The sequence below is a fragment of the Haloprofundus halobius genome (genome assembly GCF_020097835.1).
In the GTDB taxonomy this organism is placed as follows: domain Archaea; phylum Halobacteriota; class Halobacteria; order Halobacteriales; family Haloferacaceae; genus Haloprofundus; species Haloprofundus halobius.
This window is the reverse complement of record NZ_CP083666.1, coordinates 1,583,639-1,595,691: the sequence shown is the minus strand read 5'-3', so window position 1 is coordinate 1,595,691 and position 12,053 is coordinate 1,583,639. Positions and strand designations below refer to the sequence as shown.

8 protein-coding genes are annotated in these 12,053 nt (G+C 65.4%); 4 read left to right on the top strand and 4 right to left on the bottom strand.

Annotated features, from left to right (window positions below):
• Positions 1-112: 112 nt before the first annotated feature.
• The 3 genes from purE to LAQ74_RS08345 all read right to left on the bottom strand — a co-directional run bounded on the left by purE (position 113) and on the right by LAQ74_RS08345 (position 3,808).
• Positions 113-730 (bottom strand): 5-(carboxyamino)imidazole ribonucleotide mutase, encoded by a 618-nt coding sequence (gene purE / locus LAQ74_RS08355; protein ID WP_224337060.1) that lies wholly within the window; start codon positions 728-730, stop codon positions 113-115.
• A complete protein-coding gene (locus tag LAQ74_RS08350; RefSeq protein WP_224337058.1) occupies positions 727-1,902 on the bottom strand; it encodes a 5-(carboxyamino)imidazole ribonucleotide synthase in 1,176 nt (391 codons plus the stop codon). The genes purE and LAQ74_RS08350 overlap by 4 nt, the downstream gene beginning before the upstream one ends.
• 100 nt (positions 1,903-2,002) lie before the next feature.
• Positions 2,003-3,808, bottom strand: a complete 1,806-nt coding sequence (locus LAQ74_RS08345) for a flippase activity-associated protein Agl23 (protein WP_224337056.1) — start codon at positions 3,806-3,808, stop codon at positions 2,003-2,005.
• A gap of 244 nt (positions 3,809-4,052) precedes the next feature.
• Here LAQ74_RS08345 and ribH point away from each other — a divergent pair, with 244 nt between their 5' ends.
• Both ribH and LAQ74_RS08335 read left to right on the top strand, forming a co-directional pair.
• The gene (gene ribH, locus LAQ74_RS08340; RefSeq protein ID WP_224337053.1) at positions 4,053-4,457 is read left to right on the top strand and encodes a 6,7-dimethyl-8-ribityllumazine synthase; all 405 of its coding nucleotides are present in this window, start codon (positions 4,053-4,055) and stop codon (positions 4,455-4,457) included.
• Positions 4,454-5,605: a pyridoxal phosphate-dependent aminotransferase gene (locus tag LAQ74_RS08335; RefSeq protein ID WP_224337051.1), complete on the top strand. Its 1,152-nt coding sequence runs from the start codon at positions 4,454-4,456 to the stop codon at positions 5,603-5,605. The genes ribH and LAQ74_RS08335 overlap by 4 nt, the downstream gene beginning before the upstream one ends.
• A gap of 150 nt (positions 5,606-5,755) precedes the next feature.
• Here LAQ74_RS08335 and LAQ74_RS08330 read toward each other — a convergent pair whose 3' ends face one another.
• Positions 5,756-8,692 (bottom strand): PAS domain S-box protein, encoded by a 2,937-nt coding sequence (locus LAQ74_RS08330; protein ID WP_224337048.1) that lies wholly within the window; start codon positions 8,690-8,692, stop codon positions 5,756-5,758.
• Positions 8,693-9,416: 724 nt separating this feature from the next.
• Here LAQ74_RS08330 and LAQ74_RS08325 point away from each other — a divergent pair.
• Together LAQ74_RS08325 and LAQ74_RS08320 are read left to right on the top strand one after the other, a co-directional pair.
• Positions 9,417-11,327, top strand: a complete 1,911-nt coding sequence (locus tag LAQ74_RS08325) for a DEAD/DEAH box helicase (RefSeq protein WP_224337045.1) — start codon at positions 9,417-9,419, stop codon at positions 11,325-11,327.
• Between the two features lie 154 nt (positions 11,328-11,481).
• Positions 11,482-12,036, top strand: coding sequence for a DoxX family protein (locus LAQ74_RS08320; RefSeq protein WP_224337042.1), 555 nt, complete (start codon positions 11,482-11,484; stop codon positions 12,034-12,036).
• Positions 12,037-12,053: the final 17 nt, after the last annotated feature.

Here is a 12,053-nt window from a genome sequence, read left to right as displayed (position 1 = left end):
GCGCTTGGGTGTGCTACCCTATAAGCGTTGATTGTTGCCTTCTCGGGCGAAAACGAAGGCGTCGACCCCCGAGGAGACGGTTCGGCCCGAAGCGCCGGGCGACACGTCGGTATTATCGCTTTCGGCCCCTGTAGCCGTCGAGGCCGAGTCGGTGCAGGTCGCGCGAGGCTTCGGCGACGTCACCCTGCAGTCCGTCGTGATATTCGACCAGTCGCTCTACCAGTTCGTCGTGTGCACGTGAGAGAATCTGGCCCGCCGAGAGGCCGGCGTTGAACGACTTTCCGGCGTCGACGGCGACTATGGGCGCTCCTGTGGGCATCCCGATGACCGAGTCCACCGACTTCTCTTGGACCGGAACACCGATCACCGGGAGGGGGTAGGCGATGGACGCGGTCATGTTCGGGAGGTCCGCGGACTTCCCGCCCGCGCCGGCGACGATGACTTCGACGCCGCGCGCGGCGGCCGTCTCGGCGTAGGCGTACATCAACTCCGGCGTCCGATGCGCGGAGACGACGTAGCTCTCGAACGAGAAGCGCGCGTCGGGGGCGTCGTCGTAGTCGGTCTGCTCTTCGAAGCCGAGTTCTTCGAGCGCCTCGTACGCGCCGGCCATCACGTCGAGGTCCGAGTCCGACCCCATGATGATACCCACGTCGGGCGTCTCCGCGGCCGGTTTCTCTTCTTTCGTCTCCGCTTCCAACTGATTGATGAGGTGCTGTATCTCGTCGGTCATTCTCGTGTCTCCGTGGTGTCTCCGAAGGTCAGTTCGTCCGTGAGGCCACGCGCCGTCTCCAGCAGGTCGCCGGTCGTTGCGTCTCCATCTCTGTCGTCGACGAGCGTCACGTGGCCCATCTTCCGCAGCGGGCGAACCTCGTGCTTACCGTACCAATGGAGGCCCGCACCCGACGTCGACAGCGCCGTCTCGACTCCGCGAAGTTCGGCTTTCCGCGTCTCCTCGACGTCGCCCAGGAGGTTCGCGCTGACGGCGATACCTCGTCGGTCGGTCGCGCCGAGGGGCCACCCGAGCACCGACCGGGCGTGTTGCTCGAACTGCGAGGTCAGCGCCCCCTCGATGGTCCAGTGACCCGAGTTGTGCGGTCGCGGCGCGATTTCGTTCACCGATATCTCTCCATCCGCCTCGAACAGTTCGATGCCGAAGACGCCGCGGCCGTCGAGCAGCGAGAGCGCGTCGTAGGCGACTTCCTCGGCACGCGCTCGGACTTGGTCCGTCGTCCGCGCCGGGACTACTGTCTCGCGCAGTATCTCGTCTTCGTGGACGTTCTCGCCCGCGGGGAACGTTCGCGACTCGTCGTCGCCGCGGACGGCGATGACGGAGAGTTCGCGCTCGAACTCGACGAACGACTCGGCCATCGCGGGCGCGCCGCCGAGTTCCGCCAGCGCGTCCTCGGCCTCGTCGGCGGCGTGGACGGGGACGTTCCCGCGCCCGTCGTAGCCGCCGGTGCGGGCCTTCAGCATCACCGCGCCGAACTCCTCGACGGCGGCTTTCAGGTCGTTAACGTCGTCGACGCGGCGGAACGGTGGGACGGGAACGCCTGCGTCCTGTAGGGTCCGCTTCTGGACGAGTTTGTCCTGAATGGTCCGCAGCGTCTCCGGCGAGGGGTGGACGGCGACGCCGTACTCGTCTCGAACCGATTCGAGCACGTCGGGGTCGGCGAGTTCGATCTCGAACGTCAGCACGTCGGCGCGCTCGGCGAGTTCGCGGACGCCCTCGGGGTCGTCGAACGAGCCGTCGACCTGGTCGGCGACGGCCGACGCGGGACAGTCGGGCGTCGGGTCGAGGACGACGACGTCGACGCCGAGCGGTGCGGCCGCCTCCGCTAGCATCCGGCCGAGTTGCCCGCCGCCGACGACGCCTATCGTCGGACCGGGAAGCGTGAGAGTCACGGTCGCTCGGTTATGGACGTTACTGCATAAACGTTGCTCACTCGTGTCCGAGATGGGCACGAAGGTGAGTATCGAGGCGCGCCGCCGGAGGCGGTCGGTTCTACTCCTCGGGCAGTTCCGACTCGTCGATGAAGACGACCACCTCGTCGCTCCAGAGGCGGAACAGGTGCCGGTGTTCGGTGTAGCCGGGGAGCTGTTCGCGCAGGTGGTCGGCCTCCCAGCCGTAGGCGATGACGACCGGCGGCGGGTTCTCCAACGCCGTCCCGTTCTCGCTCGGCGGCGTGCTCGTCACGTTCGCGTCGGCGCGTTCGAGATACCACGGCAGCGGGAGGCGACCGTGCCAGTCCGGGCCGCCCGGCGGCATCCGTTCGAGACTCTCCTCGTTCTCGACGTACATCAGGGTCTCGTCGGTCGTCGGGTGGTAACTGCCGTAGAACAGCACGTCGACGCCGTCGTTCGCCTCGGCGACGCGTTCGACATCCTGCATCGTCGACTTGAGGTCGTTGTCGGGTTGCGCCCACTGGAGCACCTCCTCGTTCTCCTGGCTGGTGCTGTTCGTGTAGGCGGCGTTCGCGCCGACGACGCCCGCCAGCGCCGCGACGATGACGATGGCGGCGAGTCCGACGCTGACGGTATCGCGGGTGACGACGGAGGCGCGCGTCTCCCGATAGAGGTAGGCGATGCCGACGCTCGCGGGGAACGCCAGCGGGACGACGACGTGAACGGCGGCCCACGGTGCCTCGATGTCGGTGGCGATGGGGTAGCCGATGACGCTGGCGACGCCCCAGTAGAGACCGAAGGCGACCAGCCACCGGCGGCCGCGTCGGCCGGTCGTTCCGCTTCCGTAGCCGTCGGCGGCGAGGCCGACGACGGCGAAGACGATGGTGACGCCCGCGCCGTAGACGAGCGTCTCCAGCAGGCCGTAGAGGTACGGGAGATACGGGTGGTCTTGATGGCTCCCCGACCCCCAGCTATCGTAGAACTCCTCGGCCGCGCCGACGGTCGCCTCGTCGAGGACGGCGGGGAGTCCCGACGGCTGGGCGAGCGCCTGCCAGAGCTCCGGGCGCGGCGCGTAGAAGAACGCCACGACGGCGAGGAACACGAGGAGCGCGCCGACGACGTTGACGACGAGGACCCCCGCGCCGTACTCGGCGTTCTTCCAGCGGTTCCGCAACCCGCGTTTCGCCCACCGCGGTCGCGAGCGGAGGTAGCTCCAGACCGACTCCCCGCGCGCGGCGATACCGACGAGTCGGTGGTCGAACACTAACGCGGCCGCCCCGAGGTAGCAGACGAGGTAGAGCAGCGCGTTCGCCTTCGTGGTGAACGCCAGCCCCATCGACGCGGTCGAGAAGTAGAGATACCGCAGTTTGCCGGTGTCGACGGCGCGGACGACGAAGCCGAGCGCGAACACGGAGAACGCGGCGACGAGCACGTCGTTTCGCATGAATCGAGAGTAGTAGACCAAGAGGGGGTTGGCCGCGAGGACGAGCGCCAGCGCGACGACTTCCGTGTCGTCGAGGTGTTCGCGGAACAGCCACGCCGCCAGCGGGAAGAGACCGCCGACGAGGGCGACGACGAGGCGCGCGGAGAAGTCGGAGACGCCGATGAACGTGAACACCCAGTCGTTGACGACGGGGAGGAACGGCCCGTGGATGATGGGTCGGTAGAAGAACTCGCCGTTCTCGTGGTAGCGCAGTATCCAGTAGCCGACTCGGCCTTCGTCCCAGTGCATGATGCGGGTCCCGAGGCCGACGAGCCGCGCGAGGAGGGCGAAAGCGGCGACGGCCAGGACCGCATAGAGGGTACGCGCCCCGGTCAGGACGGGGGCCGGCGTCGCGGTCTCCGACTCCGGGCGGGTGACGGCGCTCGCCGGTGCCGTCGCACCGACGCCGTCGTCGTTAGTCATACCTCGCCTCTCGCACACGGGGGATAACAACTCTTGTGTTCGCCGTGGGCAGTAGTTTTGTATTTGGAACGAGGGATAGTGGTTAGGGACGGCGGGGACTTTCGAGGTGTTCGTCGTTTCGTGTTTTCACCTGCGTAGCAGAATACTGCTGCCACGAGCAGAACTCCTCCCATCCCTCGACCGACCCGCCGCAATCGCGGCGGCTAACGGTAGCTCTTTGGGCCGGCCTCTCTACCTCCCCCGTATGGTCACACTCGGACTGGTGGCGGCGAGGTTCAACTCGTCGGTTACCGAGGAGATGGAGGCGATCGCCCGCGACGCGGCCGAAGCACGCGGCGCGACGGTCGCCGAAACGGTCCACGTGCCGGGGGCGTACGACGCCCCGCTGGCGGCGGATCGCCTCGCCCGTCGCGACGACATCGACGCTGTCGCCGTCGTCGGTGCGATCGTCACCGGCGACACCGACCACGACCGGGTCATCGCCGACGCGACGGCGCAGGGACTCACGCAGGTGAGCCTCGACCGCGACGTGCCCGTCACCTTCGGCGTCAGCGGTCCGGGCATGAGCGGCGCTGAAGCGCGAGAACGCGTCGGCAAAGGAGCCGACGCGGTGGATGCCGCACTCGACCTACTGGAGGAACTCCCATGAGCTACGAATTCGACTTCTCCGAACGTGTTGGCCGTGTCGAACCGAGCGCGACGCTCGCCATCAGCAACCTCGCGGGCGAACTCGAAGCCGACGGCGTCGACGTCGTCGACCTCTCGGTCGGCGAACCCGACTTCCCGACGCCCGAGAACGTGATCCGCGCCGGCCAGGAGGCGATGGCGTCGGGACACACCGGCTACACCTCCTCGAACGGCATCACCGAACTCCGCGAGGCCGTCGCCGAGAAACTTCGCGGCGACGGCATCGACGCGAGTTCGGACGAGATTATCGTCACCCCCGGCGGCAAGCAGGCGCTGTACGAAACGATACAGACCGTCGTCGACGACGGTGACGAGGTCGTCCTCCTCGACCCGGCGTGGGTCTCCTACGAGGCGATGGTGAAACTCGCGGGTGGCGACCTCTCGCGCGTCGACCTCTCGCCGCACGGGTTCCAACTCGAACCGGCGCTCGACGAACTCTCCGAGACCGTCTCCGACGATACCGAGCTCTTGGTCGTCAACTCGCCGAGCAACCCGACTGGCGCAGTGTACTCCGACGCGGCGCTCGAAGGCGTCCGCGACCTCGCGGTCGACCACGACTTCGCGGTCATCTCCGACGAGATCTACGAGCAGATCACCTACGGCGTCGAACAGACGAGTCTCGCCACCCTCGACGGGATGGCGGACCGAACCATCACCATCAACGGCTTCTCGAAGGCGTACTCGATGACGGGATGGCGGCTCGGCTACCTCCACGCACCCGAGGAACTCATTTCGGAAGCGGGCAAACTCCACAGCCACTCGGTCTCCTGCGCGGTGAACTTCGTCCAGCACGCGGGCGTCGAAGCCATCACGAACACCGAGACGGCGGTCGACCAGATGGTGCAGGCGTTCGAGGAGCGCCGCGACATGCTCGTCGAGATGTTCGACGAACGCGGCGTCGAGGTCTCGGTGCCTGATGGGGCATTTTACATGATGCTCCCGGTCGACGACGACCAGCAGTGGTGCGAGAACGCGATTCAGGAGGCCCACGTCGCCACCGTCCCCGGCAGCGCGTTCGGCGCGCCCGGCTACGCGCGCATCTCCTACGCGGCGAGCAAAGAGCGCCTGCAGGAGGCCGTCGAGCGGTTGGACGACGGCGGGTTGTTGTAGCGGCGCGCTCGAAGCAGATCTATTTTCAGTACTTTTCACCTGAACATAATTGCTGTCTTTTCTATGCCGTGCTGCATCCAGAACGTGTCTTCGTACGTAGTGTTGCTGCAGAAGTAGCTGTCCGACACAGACGAACCTCAGTGGGTGAAATCACGAATCCGGCGGGCTCGCGGCTGGAAGCGTGAACGAGAACGTCGATCCCACGCCCGGCTCTGAGTCGACCCAAATCTCGCCACCGTGCCGCTCGATAATCCGCTCACAGAGGGCAAGCCCGATGCCGGTTCCCGGATGCTCGTCGCGGGTGTGGAGACGCTGAAACACGTCAAAGATTCGATTGGAGGCGGTCGGATCGATGCCGATCCCCTCGTCGCGGACCGAGATCACGTGCAAATCGCCGTCACGCTCGGCGGAGACATGCACGCGCGGCTGCTCGTCGCCCGAGTATTCGATGGCGTTATCGACGAGATTCTGGAACACTTGGCGGAGTTGGCTGGCGTCTCCCTTAACCCGGGGGAGAGAATCGGCGGTGATCTCCGCGTCGCTCTCCTCGATCTTCACTTGCAGGTCATCGATTACGTCGTCGAGGACGGGATCTAAGTTGACTGGCTTAAGCGGGTTCCCGCGCATCTCCACTCGAGAGTACTCGAGTAAACTCTCGATCATCGCCCGCATGCGCTCGGCGCCGTCGATGGCGAAGTCGATGAACTCCTCGGCGTCTTCATCCAACTCATCCGCGTACCGCCGGTCGATAAGCTGGAGGTAGCTCGAGACCATCCGTAACGGTTCCTGGAGGTCGTGGGAGACCGCGTAGGCGAACTGCTCTAACCGCTCGTTAGACTCCTCTAAGTTCTCGATCACCCGCTCGAGATCCGCCTGATACCGATGGCGCTCGATCGCGTCCGCGAGGATATTTGCGACGCTCTGAACGAAGTTAACGTCCTCCTCGGTGAACTCCCGGCGCCGGGTGTCGTGGGTCCCGAGAATTCCCCACGGCTCGTCGACTGACCCGATGATAGTGCTGATGCCGCTTTTCACATCGTGGGAGGTGAGAAGTTCCGGGCCGGAAAAGCGCGTCTCAGCGTCGAGGTCTTCCACGAGGACGGGCTTCTCGGAGCGCAGCGTGTAGCCCGCTTGAGAGTTATCGTCCGCGGCCACGGTGGCGTGTCCGACGATCCCCTCCTGCCAGCCGACGCCTTGGCGTAACAGAAGCTCACGTTCATCCCGGTCGAGGTCGAGCACTTTACAGTAGGCGTTGTCCAGTACGTCCGCAACTCGCTGTGCCGCTTCGTGCATCAGTTCGTCGAGGTCGTCGGCCTCCAGGGCGAACTGCCCGAACTCGGCTATGGCTTCCTGCTGGTGGGCTCGGGTTTCGAGTCTCCGCTCGGCTTCCTTCCGCACAGAGATGTCGCGAATGACGCCGGTGAAATGCCGGTCTCCGCGATACTCGATCTCACTGAACGAGACCGCCAACGGAATCTCTGCCCCGTTTGCGTGCCTCCCTGGTAACTCGACGTAATCCCAATCGAGCGCCCGCTCGCCGGTTTCCAGATACCGTTCGATGCCCGCGTGGTGCTGTTCGCGGTACTCTTCGGGCATGAGTTCGGTCAGCGACTCGCCGATCAGTTCGCCCCGATCGTATCCGAAGATATCTGAGACCGCCGGGTTCACCGATTGGATGACGCTCTCTTCGTCAATCGTCACGATCACGTCGGTGATCGATTCCGTGATCGCGCGGTACTGCCCGCGGAGTTCGGTGATGTCGTCTTCGACGATGACGATCCGATCGAGCGTCCCGTCGTCGTTCTCGATGGGGGCGGCGTCGATCGATACCCACTTGCGCTTGCCGTCGGGGAGTTCGATCTGCGCCGTCCAGTCGTAGACAGGTCGACCGGACTCGCGGACGAGCGCGAATGGACGTGCTTCGGCGGGAACCCGATTTCCGTCCTCGTCGAAGAACACTCGGTCAGCAGCATCGAGTTTCGCGGCGTCCGGGCGAAGGCGGCGAAGGGTTCTCGCTCGTTCGTTCATCTGCTCGGCCTGGCCATCGGCAGTAAGGACTGAAATCCCGACGGGGGCCGCCTCCATCATCTCCGCGAGCAGTTCCCGTTCGCGCTCGAGTTCGTCTTTGATCTGCTTCCGAGCCACCAGACCGCCGAGGTCGGCTGCGATTGAGCTCACTAGTTCGACGAGGTGGTCGTCTATGTCGCGCTCCTCGGCCATGTAGAATTCGAGTACCACTCCGACTTCCCCCTCCGCCATTACGGGGACGCCCAGTCCCGCTTGAAGACCGAACAGGGCCGCGAGAGCTTTGCGTGGATAGACGGTTTCGGAGACGTCAGTAACATCGGGGAACCAGACCGACTCACCCGATTCGATGACCCGTCCAGGTATACCCTCTCCAGGAGCGAAGGTGAAGTCGCGGGAAGACTCCTCGAACGGTACGTATTCGGAATCTTCGACGTAGGCCGCGGGCAGTCGTTCGGCAGTTGTGTCGTCGGTCAGAACCCACGCCTGCCCGACGACCCAATCGGTCCACTCGCAAACCTCCGTAAGCGCTGCCTGGATTCCAGCTTCGAGCGACGTCGCTTCTGCTACCGACTGGCTCACCGACAGGTGGAGTTGATGTTCCTCGCGAGCCCGCTTCCGATCGGTCATGTCGCGCGTGACCTTCGCGAACCCCTCGAGGTCGCCGTCATCGTTTCGGATGGCCGTAATCGTGACGTTCGCCCAGAACTGCGACTCATCCTTCCGCACGCGCCAACCCTCGTCCTCGATGGACCCCTGTTCAGCCGCAGCGGCCAGATTCTCTTCGGGGATTCCGGTAGCACGGTCTTCCTCAGTATAGAAGGTTGAGAAATGCTCACCCACGATTTCCTCCGTAGCGTAACCCTTGATACGCGCGGCGCCGGAGTTCCAGCTCGCGACGTAGCCGTCGGGATCAAGGCGGAAAATCGCGTACTCCTCGACGGCGTCGACAAGGGTGCGGAACTGGAGGTCACGATCATCCTGTGGGTGGTGACGGGTATCGGCTGATTTCCTCGACTCCTCCTGCGAGGAGGACAGGTCGTCCCCAGCCTCGTCTGTCATTATCCCTTACTGGTCGTAAGAGTGGAAAACTCTGACGGGGAACGGAGGCTGTTATCGTCCCTCATATCGGAGCAACTCCTGGAATACGGGTCGGTAAAGTCGGACTGGTCGTCGCTCTCGCCGTGTCTCGCCAGGGGAGTTGCTGCAGCAACTGCGGGACCAAGGAGTGTCGTTGCACCGGAGAGTGTGGCGACAGTTGTGCAGACGACCCAGAAGGGGTATTCGAGAGTAATCTCTCCTCACCCTCGATTCAGCATGATCAGCGCGTACAACGGGCCGCCGAGCGTCCCCAGGAGCGAGCGGTTCGTGAGCCCGCCCAGACCGTTCACCGCGTCGGCGATGGGGACGCTCGTCGGGACGAGATGTGCGTTGTAGAACAGCCAGCCGGAGTGATCCAGACGGTGAGCCCGGAGCCGATAATCTCCCCGAGCGAAGCGGAATCGTACCTGCTGCCACTAATCTCGATCGCGGCGACGGCACCGGCGCGTCCGGCGGTCACAGCGAACGTCAGGGCGTAGCCAACAGCGTACGCAACTGCGCCGACCACCGCGGAGCGGCGCAGCGGGAGGTGTGTGACGGGCAGTAGTCCGACGACAAATCCTGAGTAGTTAGGTCTTTCTCTCGAGCTGACAGAAACGCCTATCGACGGGAGAGTCGGTCAGCGTCGCCACACTCTCGCTCCGCGGCGTACCTTTTTACCCGAAGCCGGAGACAGAGAGTGACAATGCGAGTTCGGGACCTGCCGCTGTCCGACGAGTTGGTCGCCCACTACGAAGCGCAGGGTATCGACGAACTCTATCCCCCGCAGGCGGCCGCGGTGGAGGCGGGCGTCTGCGACGGCGGCGGCGTCGTCGCGGCGATTCCCACCGCGTCGGGAAAGACGTTCATCGCCGAACTGGCGATGCTCACCGCCGACGGCCCCGGGCTCTACGTCGTTCCGCTCCGCGCGCTGGCCCGCGAGAAGTACGAGGCGTTCGCCGAACTTCCGGGAGTCGAGGCGGGGATCTCGACGGGTGACTTCGACTCGCCAGGCGAGGAACTCGCCGACTACGACGTCGTCGTCGCCACGAGCGAGAAGGTCGATTCGGCCATCCGAAACGGCGCGTCGTGGGTCGAGAAACTCGCCTGTGTCGTCGTCGACGAGGTCCACCTCTTGGGCGCGGAGGGGCGCGGCCCGACGCTGGAGGTGACGCTCGCGACGCTGCAGCGCCGCGCGCCCGGCCTGCAGATCGTCGCGCTCTCGGCCACCGTCGACAACCCCGAGGACATCGCCGATTGGCTGGACGCCGAACTCGTGCGGAACCGGTGGCGGCCCATCGATTTACGTACTGGAGTCTACTGCGAGGAGCGGGTGAGATTCGACGACGGAACCGACCTCACTGTCGACTGCGATTCCACCGACCTGCCGCCGAGCGCCGACGCCGACACCGAAGCGACTGCGGCCTTGGTCGCCGACGCCGTCGACAACGGCGGACAGGCGCTGGCGTTCGTCCGCTCGCGCCGCGAGGCCGAGTCGCTCGCGCGACGACTCGCGCAGGACGGACTCGGTTCCGCGTCCGCCGTCGCCGACGAGGTGCTCGACGCGGGCGCGACGGAGACGGGCGAGCGACTCGCCGACGCGCTCGAATCCGGCGTCGCCTTCCACCACGCGGGCCTGCGGAGCGACCACCGCGTCGCCGTCGAGAACGGCTTCCGGAACCGAGATATCTCGGTCATCTGTGCGACGCCGACGCTCGCTGCGGGCGTGAACGTCCCCGCGCGGCGCGTCGTCATCCGCGACCAGAAACGCTACACCGGGTCCGAAATGGCGTGGCTCCCCGTCCTCGAAGTCCACCAGATGTGCGGGCGGGCGGGCCGACCCCACCTCGACCCGTACGGCGAGGCCGTGCTCGTGGGCGACGAGAACACGCGCGACGAGTTGCGGACCAGATACGTCGAAGCCGAACCCGAAGCGGTGGAGTCGAAACTTGCCGACCCCGAGGCGTTGCGGACGCACGTCCTCTCCGTCGTCGCCTCGGAGTTCGCCGACTCCCGCGAGAGCATCCTCGATTTGCTCGGTGCGACGTTCTACGCACACCAGACGCCGGACATGGACCTCTCGGGCGTCGTCGACGCGGTTATCTCGGACCTCGTGTCGATGGAGATGGTGATCGACGAGGAGGCGCTGTCGGCGACGGAACTCGGCGCGCAGGTGTCACGGCAGTATCTCTCGCCGGAGACCGGCGCACGAATCGTCTCGGGGCTTCGGACCGCCGCCAGGATGGAGACGACGACAGAGCTGACGGCGCTCGAAATCGTCTGCGACACCCCCGACATGCACGGGACGTACCTCGGCAACCGCGAGCGGGCGGCGATGTACCAGTACGCGACGAAACACGCCGCGGAGTTCACGACGAAGATGGGCGAGACCGAGAACTTCGAGCGGTGGCTGGAGGCGGTGAAGACGGCGCGCATCCTCCACGACTGGGCCGAGGACGTCCCCGCCCGCGACATCGTCGACGCCTACCGCATCGGCCCCGGTGACCTCGAATCGCGTATCGAACGCGCCGAGTGGCTACTGGGCGGCGCGGACGCGCTCTCGAACGTCGTCGGCGTCTCGATGCCCGAACTCTCGTCGGTGCGCGCGCGGTTGTGAAACAGCTGGAATGTCCCGCTCACCTCGCTCGGGACGAACTCGCTCGTCGTATCGGCTGTTTTGAGCCACCGCACCGCACGATTCCCAGTTGTTGGGAACCAGATTCCGGTTATATGGAAACTCCAGTCCATGGTCTCACTGTAAGGTGAAGACAATGACCCAAACGACCCAAAACACGTTCCGAAGCAGCATCGGCGGCTACACCGTCACCGCGGAGGCGCACCCGCTCAGCGCGTGGTTCGTCCTCGCGCTCCGCCTCATGATGGGCGTCGCGTTCACGTGGGCGGGCGTGGAGAAGCTCGTTGCGCCGTTCGACGCGGGCGGCTACCTGACGAACGTGGCCACGACGAACGGCAACCCGCTGGCGGGACTGTTCGCGTGGATGGGCGCCACGCCGTGGTTCGTCGAGTTCGCGAACGTCGCCGTCCCGTGGGGTGAACTCCTCATCGGCCTCGGACTCGTATTCGGGGCGATGACCCGCCTGGCGGCGTTCTTCGGCGCGTTCATGATGCTCATATTCTACTTCGGGAACTGGAGCATCGAACACGGCGTCATCAACGGCGACTTCGCCTACATGCTCGTGTTCCTCGCCGTCGCGGCGTTCGGCGCGGAGCGCATCCTCGGTCTCGACAGCTACATCGAACAGTACGAAGTCGGCGGCGAACCGCTCATCGAGAAGTACCCGAAACTCGACTACGTCCTCGGGTGAACGGCCGGAGGACGATC